The 22,484-nt window shown below is 58.9% G+C and carries 17 protein-coding genes; 10 read left to right on the top strand and 7 right to left on the bottom strand.

The features are described from left to right. Window positions 1-19 precede the first annotated feature (19 nt). On the bottom strand, window positions 20-1,483 hold the full coding sequence (locus M9Q49_RS26975) for a DUF1501 domain-containing protein (protein WP_254512415.1): 1,464 nt from the start codon (window positions 1,481-1,483) through the stop codon (window positions 20-22). A 191-nt stretch (window positions 1,484-1,674) separates the two neighbouring features. On the opposite strand from M9Q49_RS26975, the gene M9Q49_RS26970 reads away from it, so the two are divergent. The 3 genes from M9Q49_RS26970 (at window position 1,675) to M9Q49_RS26960 (ending at window position 3,466) form a co-directional block, all read left to right on the top strand. Next, window positions 1,675-2,487 carry a 3-keto-disaccharide hydrolase gene (locus M9Q49_RS26970; protein WP_254512414.1) on the top strand — a complete coding sequence of 271 codons (813 nt, stop codon included), beginning with the start codon at window positions 1,675-1,677 and terminating at the stop codon, window positions 2,485-2,487. 16 nt (window positions 2,488-2,503) lie between these two features. Beyond that, a complete protein-coding gene (locus M9Q49_RS26965; RefSeq protein WP_254512413.1) occupies window positions 2,504-2,752 on the top strand; it encodes a hypothetical protein in 249 nt (82 codons plus the stop codon). A gap of 180 nt (window positions 2,753-2,932) precedes the next feature. Next, the gene (locus M9Q49_RS26960) at window positions 2,933-3,466 is read left to right on the top strand and encodes an OmpH family outer membrane protein (RefSeq protein WP_254512412.1); all 534 of its coding nucleotides are present in this window, start codon (window positions 2,933-2,935) and stop codon (window positions 3,464-3,466) included. Between the two features lie 7 nt (window positions 3,467-3,473). On the opposite strand, the gene pyrF is transcribed toward M9Q49_RS26960, so the two are convergent. The 3 genes from pyrF to M9Q49_RS26945 all read right to left on the bottom strand — a co-directional run bounded on the left by pyrF (window position 3,474) and on the right by M9Q49_RS26945 (window position 6,041). Next, window positions 3,474-4,391 carry an orotidine-5'-phosphate decarboxylase gene (gene pyrF / locus M9Q49_RS26955; protein WP_254512411.1) on the bottom strand — a complete coding sequence of 306 codons (918 nt, stop codon included), beginning with the start codon at window positions 4,389-4,391 and terminating at the stop codon, window positions 3,474-3,476. Window positions 4,392-4,512: 121 nt separating this feature from the next. Then, window positions 4,513-5,181, bottom strand: a complete 669-nt coding sequence (locus M9Q49_RS26950; RefSeq protein WP_254512410.1) for an RsmD family RNA methyltransferase — start codon at window positions 5,179-5,181, stop codon at window positions 4,513-4,515. Beyond that, the gene (locus M9Q49_RS26945; RefSeq protein WP_254512409.1) at window positions 5,178-6,041 is read right to left on the bottom strand and encodes a 3'-5' exonuclease; all 864 of its coding nucleotides are present in this window, start codon (window positions 6,039-6,041) and stop codon (window positions 5,178-5,180) included. Before M9Q49_RS26945 ends, M9Q49_RS26950 begins: the two co-directional genes overlap by 4 nt. A gap of 141 nt (window positions 6,042-6,182) precedes the next feature. On the opposite strand from M9Q49_RS26945, the gene M9Q49_RS26940 reads away from it, so the two are divergent. Then, a complete protein-coding gene (locus tag M9Q49_RS26940) occupies window positions 6,183-6,620 on the top strand; it encodes a nucleoside deaminase (RefSeq protein WP_254512408.1) in 438 nt (145 codons plus the stop codon). Between the two features lie 94 nt (window positions 6,621-6,714). Next, on the top strand, window positions 6,715-8,214 hold the full coding sequence (locus tag M9Q49_RS26935; RefSeq protein WP_254512407.1) for a deoxyhypusine synthase family protein: 1,500 nt from the start codon (window positions 6,715-6,717) through the stop codon (window positions 8,212-8,214). 6 nt (window positions 8,215-8,220) lie between these two features. Here M9Q49_RS26935 and M9Q49_RS26930 read toward each other — a convergent pair whose 3' ends face one another. The 3 genes from M9Q49_RS26930 to M9Q49_RS26920 all read right to left on the bottom strand — a co-directional run bounded on the left by M9Q49_RS26930 (window position 8,221) and on the right by M9Q49_RS26920 (window position 13,322). Further along, a complete protein-coding gene (locus M9Q49_RS26930) occupies window positions 8,221-9,636 on the bottom strand; it encodes a hypothetical protein (RefSeq protein ID WP_254512406.1) in 1,416 nt (471 codons plus the stop codon). Window positions 9,637-9,650: 14 nt separating this feature from the next. Then, the gene (locus M9Q49_RS26925; RefSeq protein ID WP_254512405.1) at window positions 9,651-10,868 is read right to left on the bottom strand and encodes a threonine synthase; all 1,218 of its coding nucleotides are present in this window, start codon (window positions 10,866-10,868) and stop codon (window positions 9,651-9,653) included. A gap of 180 nt (window positions 10,869-11,048) precedes the next feature. Then, window positions 11,049-13,322, bottom strand: coding sequence for a Kelch repeat-containing protein (locus M9Q49_RS26920; RefSeq protein ID WP_254512404.1), 2,274 nt, complete (start codon window positions 13,320-13,322; stop codon window positions 11,049-11,051). A 204-nt stretch (window positions 13,323-13,526) separates the two neighbouring features. On the opposite strand from M9Q49_RS26920, the gene M9Q49_RS26915 reads away from it, so the two are divergent. From M9Q49_RS26915 to M9Q49_RS26895, 5 genes are all read left to right on the top strand, one after another. Next, window positions 13,527-16,034 carry an NPCBM/NEW2 domain-containing protein gene (locus M9Q49_RS26915; protein ID WP_254512403.1) on the top strand — a complete coding sequence of 836 codons (2,508 nt, stop codon included), beginning with the start codon at window positions 13,527-13,529 and terminating at the stop codon, window positions 16,032-16,034. 64 nt (window positions 16,035-16,098) lie between these two features. Continuing rightward, entirely contained in the window at window positions 16,099-18,468 is a 2,370-nt protein-coding gene (locus M9Q49_RS26910; RefSeq protein WP_254512401.1) for a DUF4838 domain-containing protein, read from the top strand. A gap of 7 nt (window positions 18,469-18,475) precedes the next feature. Next, a complete protein-coding gene (locus M9Q49_RS26905; RefSeq protein WP_254512399.1) occupies window positions 18,476-18,904 on the top strand; it encodes a hypothetical protein in 429 nt (142 codons plus the stop codon). Then, window positions 18,864-20,969 (top strand): DUF4838 domain-containing protein, encoded by a 2,106-nt coding sequence (locus M9Q49_RS26900; RefSeq protein WP_254512398.1) that lies wholly within the window; start codon window positions 18,864-18,866, stop codon window positions 20,967-20,969. Before M9Q49_RS26905 ends, M9Q49_RS26900 begins: the two co-directional genes overlap by 41 nt. Window positions 20,970-21,088: 119 nt before the next feature. Continuing rightward, window positions 21,089-22,483 (top strand): inorganic phosphate transporter, encoded by a 1,395-nt coding sequence (locus M9Q49_RS26895; protein WP_254512397.1) that lies wholly within the window; start codon window positions 21,089-21,091, stop codon window positions 22,481-22,483. Window position 22,484 lies beyond the last annotated feature (1 nt).

Raw genomic sequence — 22,484 nt, 5'->3', positions numbered from 1 at the left:
AGAAAACGGCGACAAAGGTCTACGCCAGGATTCCTTTGATCACATGACCATGCACGTCGGTTAGCCTCCGATCGATGCCGTTGTGATAGAAGCTCAGGCGTTCGTGGTCGATGCCAAGCAAGTGCAAGAGGGTGGCATGCAGGTCGTAGATGGTTGCGACGTTTTCCACGGCTTTGTAGCCGAATTCGTCGGTGCTGCCGTAAGTCGTGCCACGTTTCACGCCGGCGCCGGTCAGCCACACGGTGAAGCCCTGCGGGTTGTGATCGCGGCCGCTAGCGCCTTTTTGAAACGTGGGCATGCGGCCGAACTCGGTGACGAAGGCGACGACGGTTTTTTCGAGCAGACCACGCTGCCGCAGATCTTTGATGAGGGCCGCGGCGGGTTGATCGAGAATCTGCCGATGGATGTCGTACTGCGTCTTCAGCGTCTTGTGGCCATCCCAGTTGCCCACGCCCTCGCCCATCGCGTAGCTGCCGTTGAAGAGCTGCACGAAACGCACGCCGCGCTCGATGAGTCGCCGCGCGAGCAAACAGTTCTTGCCGAAGCGGGCCTTGAGTTGGTTCGAATCTTCCAAGCCGTAGTCGCGATGGGTTGCGGCTGTTTCTTTCGACAGATCGCCCGCTTCGGCAGCGCCGAGCTGCATGCGCGCGGCGAGTTCGTAGCTGGCAATGCGGCTACTGAGTTCTACATCGCGCGGATGTTTTTCGAGATGCTTTTCGTTGAGCGTTTTCAGCAGGTCGCGCGTGGCGCGTTCCATGCTGGGCGTGATCTGCGACGGCGTAGCGAGATTCGGTATCGGCTTGTCGGCGTTGAAGGGCGTGCCTTGAAACATGGCCGGCAGGAACGCGCTGTTCCAATGATTCGGTCCGACTTGCGGCACGCCGCGCGGATCGGGAATGGCGACGAACGACGGCAGGTCTTCGGCTTCGCTGCCGAGAGCGTAGCTGACCCAGGCGCCCATGCTGGGAAAACCATCAAGCACAAAACCAGTGCTGAGCTGATTTTCGGCAGGACCGTGCGTGTTCGACTTGGCCGTCATCGAGTGAATGAAGCTGAGGTCATCGGCGAGCTCGGCGAGATTCGGCAGCAGGTCGGAAATCATTTTGCCACTGTCGCCGCGCGGCTTGAACGGCCAGAGCGGTTGCACCAGGTTTCCCTGCGCGCCCTGAAACGTCACCAGGCCATCGCCGCCCGGCAGCGGCTGATCGTGACGCTTGATGAGTTCCGGCTTGTAGTCCCACGAATCGATGTGACTCAGCGCGCCCGAGCAGAAGATCACCAGCACTTGTTCTGCTGCGGGTTTGAAATGCGGCTTGCGCGGCGCGTGGGGTTTTTCGGGCGAGTATTGCGGCTTGATCGGATCGGCAGCTCGGCCTGGCTGTTGACCGGCGAGGAGCAACGACAGCGCGAGTGAGCCCAGCGAACCTTGCTGGAGAAAGCGACGGCGGTCGATGATGCGCGGCTGGCGGGATGGATCGAGCATGGGATTATCGTACTCCAAAGTTACGACAGCTTCAGCCATTTCGTCATGGACTGTTTTCGCGATGGGCTCGGAATAGAATGGCTGTCGCTGAGGTCGATACCGCCGCTGGCCACTCACCCCAACCCTCTCCCCGGAATACCGAAGAGAGGGAGTAAATCAAATCAGAATCCATCCTTTCCCACGAGAATCTTATGAAACGAACACTTCTGATCTTCGGCCTGCTTGTTGTTACCAGCACGATTGCGGCCGGCGCCATGTGGATTGAAGAGTACAAGAGCGGCATCGTGTGGCCGAAGCCGGCGATTGTGACTGCCGAGCCGGACAAGGCGCCCAGCGATGCGGTGGTGCTGTTCGATGGCACGAACCTCGACGCTTTTCAGAATGGCGACAAGTGGGAAATCGCCGATGGTGTGGCCACGGCGAAGAACACCAGCATCTACACCAAGCAGAAGTTCGGCAGCTGCCAGATTCACGTCGAGTTTGCCACGCCCAGCGAGGTGAAGGGGAAGGGGCAAGGTCGCGGCAACAGCGGCGTTTACATCATGGGTCGCTACGAAGTGCAGGTGCTCGACTCGTACGACAACGACACCTATTTCGACGGCCAATGTGCGTCGGTCTACAAGCAACAACCGCCGATGGTCAACGCCTCGCGCAAGCCGGGCGAATGGCAGACGCTCGACATCATCTTCACCGCGCCGAAGTTCGATAAGGACGGCAGCGTGACCGAGAAGGCATACGTTACGGTGCTGCACAACGGCGTGCTGATGCACAACCATTTCGAGCTGATGGGCGGCACGTCGTACGTCGAAGCGCCGAAGTATTCGAAGCACCCCGAGAAGGATCACCTCAACCTGCAATTCCACGGCAACCCGGTTCGCTATCGCAACATCTGGATCCGCGAGAACATCTCGCCTCTCGTCGGCACGCCGCCTGAGAAGAAGGAAGAGAAGAAAGAGGAAAAGCCGGAAGTGAAGGCCGAAGAGAAACCGACTGAGGCGAAGTAACTAGCGGAAGGCGATCATGACCGACGAAGAGCGCAAGCAGTCGAAAAGTCCAGGCTGTGCGCTCGGCATGACAGTGGGAATCGTGCTGTTGCCGTTTGCTTATTTCTTTTCGTACGGGCCTGTGATCTGGCTGATTTATCACGACTGGATTCCTGCGAAGTCGGGCTGGATTCGAGTTGTTTATTTTCCCATCCATTGGCTGTCGAATCACAACAGCGTGTGCCGGGCAATTTACGTATGGTGGGTGCAACTGTGGGGCGGCTGATTCCTGAGTAGCTGAATTCGCCAGAATTCAGATGGTGACCTTTCGTTGCCCGTTTTTCTGAATTCTGGCGAATTCAGCTACTTTGCGTAAGCCGAAAATTCTGCGGCAGTGAGTTGACCTCGCAGGTAAAATTGAAGGAGTGCAATCCGATCTCCCGTCTTTATCTGTGGAGTGAGAATCATGCCTGCCCTCCGTTGCTGGTTGGTGTTGCTGCTTGTGTCGGCCTGGCCTTGTTCAGCTTTTGCTGCGGATTCTGAGACGCAGAAGTTTGGGCCGGTGGCGGTGGTGGATTACGGCAGGGTGCTGAAGGGAGTCGAAAAGTACCAGCCGATTTTTCAAGAGTTGCAAACCTCGCGCACGGAATTGAGCAAGCGCGAAGCCGATCGCCGCACGCTGAGTGCTCGGCTAGAGAAGGCGGCGCGAAACAGCGACGAGTTTGCGCAGCTCACGCGCGAATTGGCCGAGGTGAGTGCGGCCCGGACGAAACTGACCGACGTCATCAAGCCGCTGATGGATAAGGAACGCGTGCTCGAGCGGGACTCTTACGAAGCGATTCGCAGCGCGGTGATGGCCGTCGCCGAAGAGCATGGGATTGATGTGATCTTTCGCACCGACGGCGCAGGGCGGACCGAGATCAACTATTACCGCGAGCGGGTCGACATTACGTCCGCGGTGATCAAGAAGTTCAACGAGAACGACGCGAAGGGAAAGTAGCGCGCACTTACGAACGCAACTTGCCCGCCGTGGTCGCAGCGGCCAGTTGTTCGATCATTTCCTGCGTGGCGGCAGCGACCGCATCTTGCCAGCGGGCAGCGCCGAACTTTTCGCGATAGCCGTCGCGCTGGTACGCGAAGATGATGCCGCGGCTGTTGTTCACAATGCCGCCGAGACCGCGCTCGTCGAAGGCGGCTGCACAATCGGCAGCCGTGCCACCCTGAGCGCCAAAGCCAGGAATGAGCAGGAACGTGTGCGGCATGGCGGTGCGGAGCTCGGCGAGCTGCTGCGGATAGGTCGCGCCCGCCACCGCGCCGACAATGCCAAAGCCGTTGTCCCCGACGGTCGCGGCCGAAAGCTGTTCGACATACGCGGCAACGTGGCGATACAGCGGCAGGCCGTTGGCGACGAGATCTTGAAAGCGGCCACCGCCGGGATTCGAAGTCTTCACCAGCACGAAGATTCCCGCGCCGTGATCCTTCGACGATTGCAAGAAGGGCGTGAGGCTGTCGTCGCCCAGATAAGGACTGACCGTCAAAGCATCGGCGCCCCACGGACTTTGATCGCCGGGCCCGAGATACGCTTCGGCATAAGCCTGCGCGGTGGTGCCGATGTCATTGCGTTTGCCGTCCATGATTACCAGCAAGCCCTTGCTCGCGGCGTAACGGACAACTTCACCGAGCGCGACGCAACCGGCGGGGCCGAGTTGCTCGAAGAACGCAGCTTGCGGTTTGACCGCAGGGACGAGCGGCGCGACGACATCGATCACGCCACGGCAAAACGTAACGTAAGCGCGGGCCGTGGACTCAACATCTTTCGCCGTGAGCATTCCCGGCGGCAGGCTTTCGGCCCGCGGATCGAGACCGACGAGCACGGGGTTTTGCTTCTGACGAATGGCGGCGATGAGGCGATCGGCAAAGTTCATTTCTATTCCTGGTTAACACTCGGTTCGCAAAATCAGCCGCCGGGCGCTAGCCACGGCTCGGTCGCTCGCAGCCCCGCGGAAGCCGGAGGCTAGCGCCTGGCGGCTGATTGCGTGAAGGCGGTTAAGTTTTTTCGGCGATGCAGACGACGGCGGGGAAGTAAGTCCGTTGTCGCCATTCAAAGTTTTGCGGCAGCAGTTGCGTATCGAAGCGTTCATCGGCTTCGATGATGAGCGTGCTGCGCACGGGCATCTTGGTGAGGATCCCCTCGATCATGGCCAGCATGTCGGCTTGGCGATCGACGAAAAAATCGTACGGTGGCGAGCAGAACGCAACCCAGGGCGTCCCTTGTTCATCGGGCTGCAGTTTGCGGACGAACATAAAGCTGTCGCTGAAGACCGCCGTCGCGCGATCGCTCAAATCGAGCGAGCGAATGTTGTCTTCGATCAAGTTGCGCGTCGGCAGGTGGCGTTCGACGAACGTCGCGCGGGCTGCACCGCGACTGAGCGCTTCCAAACCGAGCGCGCCGGTGCCGGCAAAGAGGTCGAACGCATGTCGCCCTTCGACATCGACGCCGATGAGATTGAAAATGGCTTCGCGAGTGCGGTCCTTCATCGGCCGCGTGCGGAGATCGCCGCTGTATTGCAACTGCCGGCCGCGAAACTTGCCGCCGATGATTCGCACGCCGGCGATCGGCAGTTCGTCGTCGGCCCCTTCAGCGGCGGGACGCGCCGCGCCGGGCTTTTGATGACCACGCTTCTTGGCGGGCGTTTTGTCGGGACCCTTTGTCACTGCGCGACCTCGGCTGGTGTTGGAATTGGCGTCGCAGCGGCTGGTTCCGCCCACGGGTTGTGCCACTGACCCCAGGAGTCGAGATAGCGGCGGAAAATCGGAATCGTCACCGCGTGCCCTTCGAGCCATTCCTGGGCTTCGTGCACTCGCTGCTGCTCATCTTCGAGCGTCAGCTGTCCGAGCATCACGGCTGTGCGGAGAAAAATGAAGTAGGTATCGAGCACGTCGCAACGGCAATAATCGGTGATCTCGTTGAGCTTGCCGGCGTCGTACAGGTCCTGCACCATGTGCCCTTGGACGTCCATTTTTCCCGGCTTGCCGAGGATCGACGCGGCGAGATTCAAGCCGCCTTGGAAGCGGGCGGCGCCGAAGTTCGTCAGCACATCATGCAGATCGAGATGGGCTTCGGTGTTGTAGCGATTGCGGGGCTGCTCGAACGTCTTACCGTTCATATTGAACCAGCCGGCCAAGTTCACTCCGTAGCGAAACGAGGCGAGTTCGAGCAGCGGCACATCAAACGTGCGGCCGTTGAAACTAACCAGCGTCGGCCGGCGGTAGGCTTCCCACCCTTTCCAAAAATGGGCGGTGAGCACGTGCGGCCGATAGTGCGGTTCGTCGATCGCGACGAGATCGAGCAGCCGATAATCGGCGGCAACCTTGGCGACGACGACCGACACGGGAATTTGAAACGTGTACGGAATGAAGTCGCTCTCGTACTTTGCCATCAGGTGGGCGCGGTACTTTTGAACGGCTTCCTGCGGCGAGAGATCCTCGCCCGGATAACGAATTCGCGATACGAGCGCGCCGTCGGCGGCAGACTCGATATCGAACACCAGGTATTTGACCTGCGGCTTGGTCACGCGAAATCTCAACGAAAAAAGTAGTTACCCAGAAGGTAACAAAAATTGCCCGCGAACGTCAGCGGCTAAAGTCGCCTTTCGCGCCCGCCTCGCCGCGCCGAACCGCTGTTGGTAAGCTCCGAGAAAGGGAGGAAACACCGCATGGACGAATTTCTGGAAGCCGCCATCGAAGAAGCCCGCATCGGCCGCCGCGAGGGTGGCATTCCGATCGGCTCGGTCATCGTGATCGACGGCCAGATCGTAGGCCGCGGGCACAACCGCCGCGTGCAAAAAGGAAGCGCCATTCTGCACGGCGAAATGGACGCTTTTGAAAACGCCGGGCGGCTCCCCGCCAAGGATTATGCGAGGGCTACGCTCTACACCACCCTCGCCCCCTGCGAGATGTGCACCGGCACCACGCTGCTCTACAAAATTCCGAAAGTCATCGTCGGCGAAAACGTGAACTATCCCGGCTGCGTCGATTATCTCCGCAGCCAAGGCGTGCAGGTGGAAGTGGTCAACAACGCCGAATGCATCCAACTGCTGCGCGATTTCATCGCCGAGAAGCCGCAGTTGTGGAATGAAGACATCGGCGTGTGAGCAGCGCGTATTTGCACAGCGGCGAGCACGAAAGTGCGGGCAGGCGTTACACTCTGCTGGTAGAAGTTCTATCAGTTGAGGTAGCAGGAAAACGATGGCCACGAAATTGAAATTGCAGCCGCTGGAATTGTTGAATCTGGGGAAGTGTCAGACGGTAAGCGACATCGTGGATGGGATGAGCCGCTGCGCGTTCGGTGCACGGATGCTGGGAGAGGTGGCGGCAACGCTGACCGCGTGGTGCGGTGAACGCGTAAAGCCGGTGATTATTTACGACGGGCTCGCTTCCACGCCGCTGGGGAAGCTGTTGAACCACCAACTGGTCAAAGAAGCGGAATTCTTTTCCGCGGTGCTGACGCCCGAGGAGTATGAAAAGACGCCAGCGAAGGCCCGGGGGCGGATGACGCGGGCGGTGGTGGTGGGGAGTTTTTCGGAACGTCACGCAGCAACGCTCTTTGCTCGCGAGCCGGGGACGACGATTTATATCAACCCGTATGACCTGTGCGCGCCGGGGCAGGTGAAGGATGGTTTTTTCCCGGATGCTGTGTTCGCGGATCCGAATTTCATCATGCCCATCCTGACGCTGGTGCTGGATGAGCGCCTGAACGAGACGAAGCACACGGTAGGAGAACTGGTGGAGTCGCTGGGGACGATGCCGGGTATCGGCATGCAGGTGCGGCAGGCGGCGGAAGTGCTGCAGCAGATGATGAAGAAGAAGGGGATCATCCGGTTTCTGACCCTCTCGGGGGCGATGACCATTGCGCAGATGTCGCTGGTAATCTGCGAAATGATCGATCGCGGCATGATCCACAGCGTGACGAGCACAGGGGCGCTGATGGCGCACGGGTTGGTGCCGGGGCTGGGGCTGAAGCATTACAAGTACAACCCTCAGGATGACGACGAAAAGCTGGCGAAGCTCGGGTTGAACCGCGTTACCGACGTGCTCGAGCCGGAGACGAATTTCGATCACATCGACGAGATCATGAGCGCTGCGCTGGCGACGTTCTCCGGCGAGGAGACGATCAGCCCCAGTGTGCTGCACGGCGCGCTCGGAAAATATCTGGAAGATCACTACCCCGATCATCCGGCGATTCTGCTGTCGGCTTATCGCAAAAAGGTGCCGGTCTTTGTGCCGGCGTTTACCGATTCCGAGCTGGGGAATGATGTCTATTGCACCAACAAGCTGCGGGAGCTAACCGGTAAGAAGCGGATCGTGATGGATATGGAGAAGGACACGGCGAAGCTGCTCGAGCTGATGACCAACGCCGATGCCGCGGGCATCTGGACCTTCGGCGGCGGCGTGCCGCGCAACTGGACGCAGAATGTGTCGCCGCTGATTGAGATCTACAACAATCGAATGAAGGAAGCCGCGGGGAAAGGTAATAAGTTTCCGATGCGGAAATACGGCTTCGGCATTCGCTGCTGCCCCGACCGCCCGCATTTCGGGCACCTGTCGGGGTGCACGTATGAGGAAGGAATGTCGTGGCGGAAGTTTCACTTCAACATGAAACAGGCGCAAATTCAGGCCGATGCGACACAGGTGGAACCATTTCTGGTGAAGTTCATTATGGACTTGCAGGATGCGGGGAACCTGTGAGTCGCCTCATCCACCAAACAGCTCATTAAAATAGTCGGGAAGCAACGGCAACGACGTTCCTGTCTTCAGTTGAACGTCAGGCCGTCTCTTTTGAAAACGCTCGATAGCAGCCCGCGAAATTCGCACCGTGCGCCGGATCGAAATCTCTGTCAGCGTCGAGCAACCGGCGAGCAGCGATAAGCCGCGATCGGAAACAGCCGTTCCGTCGATCAGCAACTTTTTTAGCCGCGTCAATTCCGCCAGCATTTGGCAATAGCGGTCGCTCATGCGCGGGCAACTCAAGTCGAGCGACTCCAGTTCGGAACACTGACCGACGAGCAACATGGCGCCGCGCGAGACACGGCAGCCTGCCAGGCTCAACCGCTGTAGCTTGGGCAACCGCGGCAGCAACGCCGCGCCAAAACTTGTGACTCGGCCATACTTGAAATCGAGCGAGCGTAAGGAAACGCGGCGAGTTAATTTTCGCAAACTCAAACTACTCACATGCGGCGCGCGGAAGCTAATGTTGGTGAGCCCAGGAATGCGCGCCAAAAGTTGGACTTGATCGTCGCTGGCTGACCAGAGCGAAAGAGTTATTGCCGTCCGTGGCGATAGCCACTGCATTCGCTGCAGGGCCGCTTCATTCAAGCTGGGCTCGTACATGATCAACTCTTCGAGCTGCGGCATCGAACGGAGTGCATCGATCTGGCTCCCCTTGAGTTCGCCGCGCAAGAAGCAGACTTTGGTGGCGCGAACTGCCGCTGCCAGACAACTGAGGTCCGGCGCTTTGTGATCGCTGACCGTGATGACTTCGCAGTCGGCCAAACCTTCTAGATCCGCCGGCGTGCCATCGCCGATCCCAATGGTGTGCCCACGTGGCGGCAGTGGCGGCATTGCACCTGCTGAGATTCTTCGTTGTAGTTCGATGACGGCTTCGATCGACAAATCAAGTCGATCGAAACTGCAAGACTTGGAATTGGCATATTCACCCCGCGAATGGACCGGATTTCGCCGCGCCACGAGCCGGCCGCCGCGCAGATAAAGCTCTGCCTTGGCCACACAATCGGGCGTGCAGCAATTGCCGCAAGCGTGCTTGCGAATGATCTGAGTGATGATCAACAGGCGCGGCGTACCCGAATCCGTGGGACCACCAGACACGTGATACGCAACGTGCCGGCATCCCCGCGCTCGAGAGAGTCCCACACGCACTGCCGCCGCCAATTGCTCCAGCGTCAACAGTCCGCCGCGAAGCCTGCTTTCGCGAACGACGCGAAAAATGCTCTCATCGGGAAACTCTCTCTCCGCAGTCTTTCGCACCCGCGACAAATAGCGCCGGCCTTGTTCGTCGGTGCGAGACAACTGCCATGTTCGGATGAATGGAATCGAGCGGCGTTCCAGCCGAATCCAGCGGAGTGAGTATCCGACGATCTCTGCTTCGGCCATGCGACTTCCGCGAGTTACAGCGAACTCCAATCAATCGGTTGATTCTTATCCAGCCGCGGCAAATCGGTCTTCATGGCTTCAATGTACTTCTGCACTGCACCGGTGTTGAAGAGGACGACTTTTTCATCTCGCTTCAACCAGCCACTCGCCAGGAGTTGTTCTGCGGCGAGGACACACGCGGCGGCTTCGGGACAGATGGGAATCCCTTCGGCGGCGACCGACTGGCGCAGCGCGCGCTGAATTTGCGTTTCGTCGACAGCGATCGCACAGCCGTTGCTTTGACGGACGGCGTCGAGGATCAGAAAATCTCCTACAGCAACGGGGACGCGAATGCCGCTGGCTTGGGTGGCTGCATTCGGAAATGCATCGGCGAAGCGTTCGCCTTTTTCGTATGCGCGGACGATCGGCGCGCAGCCCGTCGATTGCACGCTGACCATCCGCGGCATGTTCGCGGTCGTGAGCCAACCGAGCTCACGCAGTTCTTGAAACGCTTTCCACATGCCGATGAGGCCGGTGCCGCCGCCGGTGGGGTAGAGAATGACGTCGGGCAGCTGCCAGTCGAACTGCTCGGCGAGCTCGAGGCCCATCGTCTTTTTGCCTTCGATGCGATACGGCTCTTTGAGCGTCGACAGATCGAACCAGTTCATCGCGGCTTTGCCCTCGCGCACAAGGCGGCCACAGTCGTTAATGAGTCCGTTGACGAGAAACGTCTTCGCGCCGGCGAGGGCACATTCATATTGATTGATCGCGGGAGTGTCTTCGGGCATGAAGACATAACACTCCATCCCCGCGCGAGCCGCATACGCGGCTGCCGCGCCGCCAGCATTCCCCGCCGTCGGCAACGCGACTCTCTTCACGCCGAACTGCTTCGCGAGCGTGATCGCCATGGCGAGGCCGCGACTTTTGAAGCTGCCAGTGGGGAGTTGCGATTCGTCTTTGATGAAGAGATTCTCGAGGCCGAGTTGAGCACCGAGCCGCGGGCAAGCGAGTAACGGCGACATCCGTTCGCCGAGTGAAACGATTTGTTTTTCATCGGCGTAGGGAAGCAACTCGCGATAACGCCACATCGTTTCGGGCCGCGATTTCAGCTTCTCTTTCGTCAGCGACTTGCCAACCGCGGCCAGATCGTAGCGCACGAGAATCGGGCGGTCTTTGTGGAGCGATTGGAGTTCGTCGACCGGCAAATGCGCGCCGTCGATGCCACCTTCGAGATGCGAGACGAAACGGGTCATGGGGTTTGTTTGAAGATGAAGGCAAAGGCTAAAAAGAATTACTCCCTCTCCTCGGTACTCCGGGGAGAGGGCCGGGGTGAGGGGGTGTGGCTGAATAGACTCGAATCCGCTTCCAGCCCCTCACCCTAACCCTCTCCCCGGAGTACCGGGGCGAGGGAACAAAGCAAATGCGAATACAAATCACTTCAGCGGCACAATCCTAGCCGACTTCAAATCCAACCGCAGCACATGCACATGGCTGTTCTGGCCGACAGCCCAGATGAGTTTCCGCGCCGGATCGACCATCAGCCCCATCGAGTTGTTGAACTCCCCTTTGCTAATTGGATCAGCTCCGGTGAGTTCCACGCCGAACCAGGCATTCTTCGCACAGTCGTAGATCGTCCATAGAAACTTGCCATCGTCATCCTTTACGCGGGCGCCGATCAGCACGGCATCTTGCTCGGGCAGATAGATCGTTTCGCGCGAGGAAACAGCGGCTTGTGATTTGCCGGCAGGATCGAGCCAAGTTGCTGCGCCGGTTTTGAGATCATACGAGGCGACATCTCCTTTTTGCTTACCGACTGCGCTGAAGAAAAGGAGGCGATCGCGCTGCGAGTCATAGGCCATGCCGTGGCGGTCGGGGCTTTTGTCGGGCAGCGTGCCTTGGAGCGGCAGCGGTTGCCACGTTTGGGTTTTGCCTTCGAGACGCCACAGCCCTGCGCCGCTTCCGCCGCGCTTATCGGCCCACGCCACAACGCTGTCCTTCGTCGTCGCCAACGTGACGACATACATGTTGGGATTGAAGGGGCACTTCTCCGCGTCTCGCGTCCAGCGGCGAGTCGTCGGCGAATAGAAATAGGTGTAGTCATGCGCCGCGTAGATCAGCGACTGCGAGAGTGGATCGTAACCCGTCGTTTTGTAAGTATGTCCGCTCATCCACGGATTCTGCTGAAACGACCATTCGCCGTCGACCTGATCATTGCTGTAGACAAATTCCAGTGGCAACTCGGGCGCGAACGGCAGGGAGTAGCGATCGGTTTTGATGTCGTACACAATCGGCGCCGTGCCGCTGTAAGCCGAATGGCCGCCCGAAAAACGAACGATCAAATCCTGCTCGGGCAGAAAAACGGCTGAGCCCCAATCCATGTTCGGCCGCGGCAATTTCGGCGTCGGCCGCAGCACCCATTCGTTGGCAGGGAGCGCGGCGAGATCTTTTTTCACCACGTCCGGATCGGCGGCGGGAACATCTTGCGTGAACCAGGCCGGATCGTGCGGACCGGTGCGCCGCACCACATCGGTCGATTTGCCGGCGAATTTTTCCGTGCCGGCTGCATCGGTTTTCGTTGCCTCGATTTCGATTCGCCACGTGCCGTTGCCAGTCGCGACAACGACGTCGTTCTCATCGGCGGCAGCATGCAGAAAGCCGACGTTCGGCGGTTGCGGCGCTTCCTTCGCTGCAAACCGCTGCAGCAGTTCCCATGTTCCCGTCGTCGTGTCAAAAGTCCAAGCCTCAAACGGCAACGGCTTGAACATGTTGGCGACATAACCGGTGTCGGACGTGTAGGTGTAACCGCCGAGCAGCAGAACCTTCTGCGCTTTCGGCAGCCAGAGGAGCGCATGACCGGCGCGCGGCGAAGGCGCGCGGGCGGTTTTCACTTCCTGCCATTCGCGCGTCGCGAGATCGAAGGCCCAAGTGTCGGCAATCAGCTGATGGAGTTGATCGCCGCCGAAGAGGATGACTTTTTGCGCGATCGGATCATAAACGAGTTGAGAATTGGCTCGCTGGGGCGGCTGTTTTTTCAGCTCGAGTTGGGACCATGTGTTCTTCTCTGGCGAATAGATCCAGGTGCCGGGATCGCCGCGGTCGGTTTGCAGGTTGCCGCCGCCAAAGAGCACGAACTGCTGGTGCTTCCGGTCGTAACAAAGACTCGACCACAGTAGCGTGCCGCCGAGTTCGCTTTCGGGATTGGAATCCGGTTTGAGATCGGTCCAGCTCCGCGCGGCGGGGTCGTAGCGAAATGTCTTTCCCTTCGCAAAGAAGAGAAACGTCTTCGTATCGGGATCGTAGTCGTAGGCGTGGCCCAGCGAGAACGTGCCGTAGACCATCCAGTTCGGCCGCGTGTTGCCAGCCGAGTCGGTGAACTCCCATTTCTCGCCTTTCCATGGCGGCGCGGTGCACGCGCCGAACTTCGGTCCCCAATCGGTGTTGGCAGGGAACCAATTTTCCCACTGTGCTGTCTTGGCATCGGCATTCGGATCGAGAGCGAGCTGATCGAACGAGCGCGGCTTTTTGTATTCGCCGCTGTTCGTTCGCCCGCCGAGCACGAGGAACTTTTTCAGCTCCGGCGAATAGCCGAGCGGCGTTTCGCTGCGGCGGCCTTCGATCTTTGCGGCTTCGAGTTGTTGCCAGGTGTTGGGTTGAGCGCTAGCCGAAGTCGCGAGCAACAGCAGGCCGATCAGGCAGAGGTTTCGCATGGCAGGTTTCGCAGCAGTTTTTATGAGGCGGGAGTTGCCAGCAGTGTAAGGCAACTCCCTTCGACATGCACATCGTCTTTAACCGCCATAGCGTGCGAATTGTCGACGGCGACAACCAATTTCATGGCGCGAAGAATTCATCATTCGTCCGTTGCCGCCCACATTTTCGGCCAGCTAGGATATTCCTCAACGAGGGAGAACGAAATGTTCAACGAGCGATTCCTGCTGACGATCTTCGCTTTGCTTTTCATGGGATGTGGCTCACAACCCACTCCTATGATCCCAGCCATCGCCGATCAGGCCGTGGCTGTAAACGCGCAGGCTGCCGACGCCCCAAGAGTCGAAGCAAAGCCTGCTGCAAAAATCCCCGACGGGGAAAAGGTGTTTCTGTCCGATTTGCAGGAGGAAGCAGCAGAAGTCGGCTTTGGTAAGTTCGGCAAGAACGGCCAGTTCAACGAAAAGGGAACGAAGATCACCGTCGATGGCAAGCCTTACGAGCACGGGCTTGGGATGCACCCGGACAACGCTAGTGTGGACTATCGCCTCGACAAGAAATTCGAGACGTTCCGCGCCACGGTCGCCATCAACGATTCGGGAAAAGCGCTCCGGCCAGTCATCTTCGTTGTGGAAGGGGATGGGACGAAGCTCTGGGAATCGCGCGGTCTAAAAGCAAAAGCCTCGAAGGCCGACGTCGTCGTCAATATCAAAGGTGTTTCGCGACTTTGCCTGCGAACCTTCTTTCTCCCAAACACGGAAGGTCGTGGCGGCGCGGCTCATGCCGTTTGGCTCGATCCGAGTGTCGAGAAACAGCCGCCGCCAGATGGGCTGTTGCCGCGGCCAACTCCCGAGCAACTCGCACGACGGACTCGCATGTTTGAGAACGGCCAATTGTTGATCGCGCTACTGAAAGCGGAGAAATTTGCCGAGCTAGAAAAGGTCTGCCAGGACGCTTTCAAATCGAAAGATTCCCTCGCCGGAACTCCGCTCGGTACACATGTGCTCGATTACCTTGGCAATCCAACGACTCAATCCGAGGCCACCTGGCAGGCCCATTTCGAGAAGCTCGCGGGCTGGAAGAAGGCCTTTCCCAACTCCACACCGTGTGACCTCACGCAAGCCAAGTCCTGGATGCGTTATGCGTGGCGAGCACGCGGCGAAGATATTGCGATCAACATCGCGAAGTCCAATTTCGAGGCCTTTCGAGAACGTGCGCAAAAGGCTGACGAGTGCCTGGACCGCGTGAAGGCCCGCGGCGATACGAACGCGCAATACCACGCGCTGAAAATCTCGACCGCGGTTGCGCTCCCGATGACGCCGGAAGCCATGAAGCGCGAGTTCAACGCCGGTATTAATCAACAGCCACTGCTGACCGACCTGGTCTCTGGGTACGTTCAACAACTTTTGCCGCAGTGGGGCGGCACGCAGTCGTCGGCGGTGGAACTGGCCGACGAGTTGCTCACTCGCAATCCAAATGGCAATGGCGAGATTCTATATGCGTTGATCGCGACGGATGTCGCGTTTACTGAGGGCGTGCGGACGTTCACCGAGTTTCAGCTCGACTATGCCAAGGTCAGACGCGGCGCCATCGCCTGGCTGCGCCAGAATCCCGACGCCGATCGGCTGACGCAGACGTTTTGCCAGCTCGCCTGCTTGCAACAGGATAAAGAGTTGGCCAGTGAACTGTTCTCGCGGTTCGGCGACAACTCGGTCCGTACCAAACTTTGGTACCAACAGCCGTACGTCGACAGCTGGCGCGAGTGGGCCGCGTCTGGCGCTCCTCCCGCTGAACTTCAATCGACGTATGCCTGGCCCGGCGGAATTGTCGCGATCGCCTTTCAGCCCGATGGCAAGCAATTGTTCGTCGGTGGCGACAACGATCGTGTCTACTCGCTATCGCTCCCTTCGGGGCAGCGCGCATGTTCATTTCGCACACCTGCACCATACGAACATGCCTTGGCAGTTCATCCGCGTGAAAAGTTGTTACTGGTCTACAGTGGGCATGTGCAGTCGAACCATTTCGAAGGTCAAATCCTCCCCACTGACGCTGCGCCGCGGTTGCCACAGATTTTCAAATTCGAGCCGGGAACTGCAGAGCAGTTCACCATCAGTCCCGACGGCAAGAGGTTTGCGGCAGTGGGTGGCGCCAAGCAGGCCTTTGTCTGGCAGTTTGACGACCTCAAAAACCCCGCCAAGCTAGAGCATCCCGAAAAACTATTCGGCGCCACGTTCCTGGCAGATGGCAGGTTGATTGTCTCGACACGTGAGGGAGGATTGTTTGCGTGGACCTTCGGAGACGATGGTTCACCGCAGCAAGAGACGCTGCGCGAGGTTCATAAGGGGCCGTGGCTGCAAAAGTTGGCGCCTCATCCAGACAGCAAACATATTCTGTGCGCCGCGCTCGATGGTTCTGTGCAGTTTTACAACCTGGAGGAGAAGAAGGGGGAACGTACGCCAGAACGTCGGGAAAATCCGGCCATTGCAGTCGCCATTTCTCGCGACGGCAAGTTGGGGGCGATTGGTCGTCAGTCGGGTGAGATTGAAATTTACTCACTCCCCGAGCTGAAGCTTGTGCGTACGCTGCCAGGGCATTTCAGCCGTGTGCAGTGCGTCGCTTTTTCGCCGACCGAAGACATTCTCGCCTCTGGCGCACACGATTGCATGGTGAGAATCTGGAACGTGAGCAAGTTGCTTGAAGCGGGCAAAGACCCGTAGGTAGATGGAAGCAACCAATTCATTCGCTTAGCATGGCGGCTCATCTATCAGCTAGGAGGTCCGCATGCGCTCGTTCATGTTGCTGCTGTTGCTCTTCCCTCTTTCTTCGTTTGCTGCGACGGCGGGGAAGGCTGGCAAAGCCGATCTGGTCATCGCGACTGGTGGCAAATCGGCAGCAATCGTGCTGGTTGCTCCCGACGCGGGGGCTTGGGAGAAGCGGGCCGCGGAAGACTTGGTCACGTACATCGAGCGGCTGAGTGGCGGCAAACCGGCGCTGGCCAATACCAAGGAAGCGATCGATTCCGCTCTGAAGCACACCGGGCCGCAACTATTGGTCGGTCGGTTGGCACTCGAACAGAAAGCTGCCTTGCGAGATCGGCTGGTGGCATCGGCCAAGAAGAAGCCGTTGCTGCGGGCCGATGCGGTGGTTCGTCAGCGTGACGGGAATCGCGTGTATTTGGCTGGCAACAACGACGACGCTCATTACTACGCGGTGGTGATGCTGCTGAATGAATGGGGCTGCCGCTGGTACCTGCCGACGGAGCTTGGCGAGTGCATTCCGCGGCACAGCGAGCTGCTCGTCGGCGATCTCGATGAAGCCTACGGTTCGCCGTTCGAAGTGCGTCGTTACTGGCTGTCGTGGAATGGGAGTAACGACGGCCAGGCTGAGTTTTCGCACCGCAACTTCTTCAATGAGTTGCTCGTGCCGAATGGACACAACCTGGCGCAATACACCAAGGATCTGATTCCGCCAGGCAAGACGATGTTTAACGTGCCGATCGCTGAAGATAAAACGGCGGACCATGTGGCGAAGCAAGTCGCTCCCATGTTTGCGCAGGGGAAGGACGTGCAGCTCGGCATGGAGGATGGCTTGTACTCGAGCGATTCGCCACTCGACAAAGAGCTGATGGCGCTGCAGTACGACAAGCATTTTCTGATGCCCTCGGCCACCGATGCATTTCTCACCTTCTACAACAAGGTGGCCGAACGGCTGCTGAAGGAGAGTCCGAATAGCGCTTCGCGAATCGGATTTCTGGCCTATGCCAACATCACGCTGCCGCCCGTGCGAGTGCAGAAGGCAGCCCGGCCGCTGGTTGCGTACCTGGCTCCGATCGACATCGACCCGATTCACGCCATGAACTCTCCGCTGTCGGCGCCGCGCCGTGAGTACAAAGAGATCTTGAAGAAATGGTCCGAGGTGATGGACGGCCGCGTCGTCATTTATGACTACGACCAAGGGATGATGGTGTGGCGCGATATTCCGGCGCCGAGCGTGCAGATGTTTCGTCACGATGTGAAGGAATACCAACAGGCCGGGATTCTTGGCGTCGATACGGAGAGTCGAGGCGCGTTTGCGACGATCTTCACCAACTTGTTCTATCGCGGCCAGCTGCTGTGGAATCCCGAGGCGAACGTCGATGCGTTAGAGAAACAGTTTTATGCCGACTTCTTCGGACCGGCTGCAGAACCGATGCAGGCCTATTGGACCGCAATCAACAAGGCTTGGGCCGAATCGATCGTCACCGAACATGAGTATCACGTAATACCGGCGATCTACACGCCGGAGCTCGTGCAGCAACTCGGCAAGTGGATCGACGAGGCCAGCAAGCAGGCGGCCGCTGCGGAGGCAGAAAAGAAGCCGTGGGACAAGGTATACCTACAACGTCTCGCCTTCATGCGCGACAGTTATCAGGTCACCGCCGAATACACTGCGATGATTCGCGCCGCGAATACCGAAGTCGACTATCCAGCGGCTGCGCGTCATGGCGAAAATGCTCTCGCCGCGCGCGAACGATTGACGGCACTTAGCGGCACGCTGACGACATACAAGGTAATCGGCGAACACGGAGCCGCCTGGTTTCCGGGCGAAGTGGAGCAATATCGCAAGCTCGCGAAATTGACTGGCGGCGATGGAGGAACGCTGGTGCAGAAGCTGCCGCTGCAGTGGCTTTTTCGCACCGACTCGCAAAAAGTCGGTGTCGATCAAAATTGGGCGACAGCAGCAATCGACTTGCCGGCGCAACCGACCGGCACGGTCGATTGGCATGATGTGCAAAAGTCACAAGACAAATGGCAATGGCTGCGAACGGATGTCTATGCGCAAGCCCAAGGCGTCGTCACGGCCGACCATCAGAGCTATACGGGGCAGGCCTGGTATCGCACCGAGATCGATCTGCCCGCCGACAAAGCCGGCGCCAAGCTGCAGCTGATGTTTCCCGGTTTGTTCAACGAAGGTTGGCTCTACATCAACGGCGAGCAAGTGGCCCACCGCGAGAACTACAATCCCGTGTGGTGGTACAACGCCTACGAGTTCGAATGGGACGTGCCCGTGGCCGGCAAGCTGAAGGAGGGGAAAAATACGATCGCGCTCCGCATCAACAATCCTCATCACATGGGCGGCATGTTCCGCCGACCCTTCCTCTATGCCAAGTAGGATTGCCATGATCCGCAATTTGTTGCTCGTCGCGCTGCTCCTCTGCAGCGCGCACGTTGCCTGCGCTGAAGCGCCCGCGGTTCGCCTCGCGGGCAACGGCAAAGCCTTGCTGATCGTGACTACGAGCTCGAAGGCGAGTGCTGCGGTCAAAGCCTCAGCGCAGGATTTGGCCACATACCTGAGCCGCATGAGTGGCGGTGAGTTCAAAGTTGCCGAAGGAGACGGCAGCGGCGGAATCGTCCTTGGTCTGCCGAAGGATTTTGAGAAGCTGCCGTTTGCGATTGAGTTTGGGAGCGGACCATTTGAGCGTGAGGATTATCTCCTTCGTTCGCATGGGTGGCGCGCTTTACTTACTTGGCGCAACCGATCAGGCCGTTACGCATGCGACGTGGGACTTGCTCCATCGTCTTGGTTACCGGCAGTTCTTTCCGGGTGAAACTTGGGAAGTCGTGCCGAAGCTTGACGATGTTCAGATCGCGATCGACAAGCGGGAAAGTCCGTCGTTCCAAGCTCGTCGCATTTGGTACAACTGGGGCCTCTGGGGTTACAACGACGAACCCTATCGCCAGTGGTGCCAGCGCAACCGAGCCATCAAAGGCTTCGATCTCAACAGCGGCCATGCCTACGAAGGGATCATCGCGGCAAACCGCGCCGAGTTCGACAAGCATCCGGAATACTTTGCGCTCGTGCAGGGCGAACGCAAGTTGCGCCCCGATGTCAAATTCTGCATATCAAATGCCGAGCTGCGCAAACTGGTCGTCGCGCACGCGCAGCGGACGTTCCAAGCCAATCCGCAGCTCGACAGCATTTCGATGGATCCGAGCGATGGCGGCAATTGGTGCGAATGCGAGGAGTGTCGCAAGGTCGGCAGCGTCAGCAATCGCGTGGTCACGTTGGCAAACGACGTTGCCGTCGGCATCAACGATCTGAAGCTCGGCCCGAAGTACGTCGGCATGTATGCCTACAACCAGCACTCGGCGCCACCGACGATCAAGGTGCATCCGAATGTTATTCCGAGCGCCACGACCGCCTTCATCGGCGGTGGCTTTTCTTTCGACCAAGTTGTCCGCGGTTGGCAGGCGCAAGGCGCGCGGATGGGAGTTTACGATTATCTGAGTGTGGTCGATTGGGATTGGAACCTGCCGCGCGGCGGAAGTGGCTCGCGCCCGGCGCAGCTGGCCAAGTTTCTGCCCGATATCCATGCTAAGGGAGTTCGGTTTTACGACGCCGAGTCGGGCGATTGCTGGGGGCCGTGTGGCCTAGGCTATTATTTCGCGAGCCGCGTGTTGTGGGACGTGGCCGAGGCGGAGCGTCTCGACGCGATTCTCGAAGACTTCCTCGACAAGGCATTTGCCGATGCCAAAGTGCCGATGAAGGAGTTTTATCGACTGATCAACCTCGACACGCAGCGCCGGCCACCTGCCGATTTGCTCGGCCGGATGTATCGCCAACTCGCCGCCGCTCGCGCAGCCACGACCAATCCCAAAGTGCTGGAGCGCATCGACCACCTGACGCTCTACACGCGTCACGCCGAGTTGTATCACGCCTTTGCAAACGGCGGCGGGTCGAAGGACGATGTGGCCAGGCATGCCTATCGCATGCGCAAAACAATGATGGTGCACAGCTATGGTTTGTGGGCTCGGCTCATCAGTCAGCAAGCGGCGCTCACCCCCAATCATCCGCTGAAGAACGAAGAACCTTTCAGTCGAGAAGAACTCGTCCACATCCTGGCCGAAGGGATCAAGAAGCAGCAGCCCGTCGATCCTGGCTTTGAAGGAAAAGAATACAGTCGCCAACTCGTTCCAGCCGCGGCGGCACTCAAGCTAGCCAACGTGCCGCAGGGACGTTTTCCCACGGCAGCGCAAGATCATCAGCAATATTTCATTTGGGTGCCCGAGAAGGCTGGTAGTGTGGATCTCTCGATCGCGGTGCAAAAGCGCTGGGTCAATCGATTGCCGAAGGTCAGTCTCTTTTCGCCGCTGGAAGTAACGCTGAATGCGGTGGCCACCGATGACAGCTATCAGCCCGACGGAGTAGAGCGCGTTATCAAACTCAAAACTCCTTACGCCGGCCTGCATCGCGTCGAGACTTGGGATGGCGGCGACTACACGCACATCAAATGGCCGGCGGCCATGCCGGTGACGATTGAATCGGGCATCGATTCGCCGGATGTAACGAGCCACTTTCGTGGCGCGTGGACGATGTATTTTTATGTGCCCAAGGGAACCAAAGTGGTCGGCGGCTGGGCTTCGCGGATTGCTAACTGGGCGCCGCGCATTTCCGGATCGCTCATCGATCCCGACGGCAAACCCGTCATCGACTTCGGCAAGGTAGAAGAGGGGTGGTTTGCCGCGACGGTCGCTGCGGAGCAAGCGGGCAAACTGTGGAAGTTTGAAAACAGTCAGGGTCAGCGCCTGCTGATGACGGTGCCTCCGTACCTGGCCCGCAGCACGGAAGAATTGCTGCTTCCTGAAGAAGTGGTCGCTGCCGATCGACCGTGAAACTTGGGAGGAGGGCGCAATGCCCCCCAATCGACGAAGCGACATCCGAGCGACTTGCTCGATGCTAGCGGCGAGGATAGGCTAGTCCTCTCCGAAATCCTCTCCCTGACCGGTGTCGAATGCCCCTGGCAATGCTTGATGGCCTAACCGTCGGGCACTTGTCTTTTCTTGTGCTCGCGCTGGCCATTGTCTTCATGTTCGAATTCGTGAACGGGTTTCACGACACGGCCAACGCCGTGGCTACGGTGATCTACACCAACAGCATGCGCCCCATTCCAGCGGTGATCTGGTCGGGTCTGTGCAATTTTTGCGGTGTGTATCTGGGAGGCATCGCCGTCGCCTTCAGCATTGTGCATCTGCTGCCGGTCGACATGCTGGTAAATATCAACACCAACGCCGGCTTTGCGATGGTGCTGGCCCTGCTGATCTCGGCGATTACTTGGAACTTCGGCACCTGGTACTTGAGCCTGCCCGCCAGTAGTTCGCACGCGCTCATCGGCGCGATTCTCGGAGTAGGGCTGACCAATGGCTTGCTCGCTGGCCATTACTTCGGTGTGGGATTGAATTGGCACAAAGTATTTGAGGTGGGACTCGCACTGCTGCTATCGCCGTTGTTGGGATTCTGCCTGGCTGGAATTCTGCTGCTGATTTCGCGCCAACTGATTCCCAATCCCCAGCTCTACACTGCGCCCGAGAACGGCAAGCCGCCGCCCTTTTGGCTGCGCGCGATTCTCTTTCTGACCTGCACGGGCGTGAGCGTTGTACACGGCTCGAACGATGGCCAAAAAGGGGTCGGCATGGTGATGCTGATTCTCATCGGCCTGCTCCCGGCGCAGTACGCGCTGAATTTGCATCACGACCCAACCCAGATCGCCCGAGTCATCAAGGCCGCGACAGAGGTTGACGATTTGGTCGCCGAGCCTGGCCGTGCTGTTGATGCTCCGCGACTTCACTCGGGCTGTGTTCGCGAAGTTTTAGAGGGAAAGAAATCGTTCCAAGAAGTCGCGCCCGAGCAACGCTGGCAAGTCCGTTCGGCGCTTTTGCACCTGGATTACCATGCCCAGGAGTACGTGAAAGCCCATGGGAAGGAATTGCCCGAAGCCAAGCGAAAACAACTGTCGAAGCTGCGCAAGGAACTGGCCGCAGCGACTGAGTACGCCCCGTCTTGGGTGTTGATGGCAGTGGCGGTTTCACTGGGCCTGGGTACGACAATTGGTTGGAAGCGAATCGTGGTGACCGTCGGCGAGCGGATCGGCAAGAGCCATCTGACTTACGCTCAGGGCGGCATCGCTGAAATCGTGGCGATGAGCACCATCGGCATGGCCGTGTTCGGCGGCCTGCCAGTAAGCACTACGCACGTTCTGTCATCGGCTGTCGCTGGCACGATGGCTGCCAACCGTTCGGGAGTTGAGCAGCGAACTGTCTACAAGATCGCGCTCGCCTGGCTACTCACGCTGCCGGCAACCATGCTGATGTCGGGGCTGCTACTGGTGGTGTTTCGGTGGTTTGTCTGAT

It is taken from the genome of Anatilimnocola floriformis, from assembly GCF_024256385.1.
In the GTDB taxonomy this organism is placed as follows: domain Bacteria; phylum Planctomycetota; class Planctomycetia; order Pirellulales; family Pirellulaceae; genus Anatilimnocola; species Anatilimnocola floriformis.
Note: the sequence above shows the minus strand (reverse complement) of the source record. Positions and strands in the feature narration are given on the sequence as shown.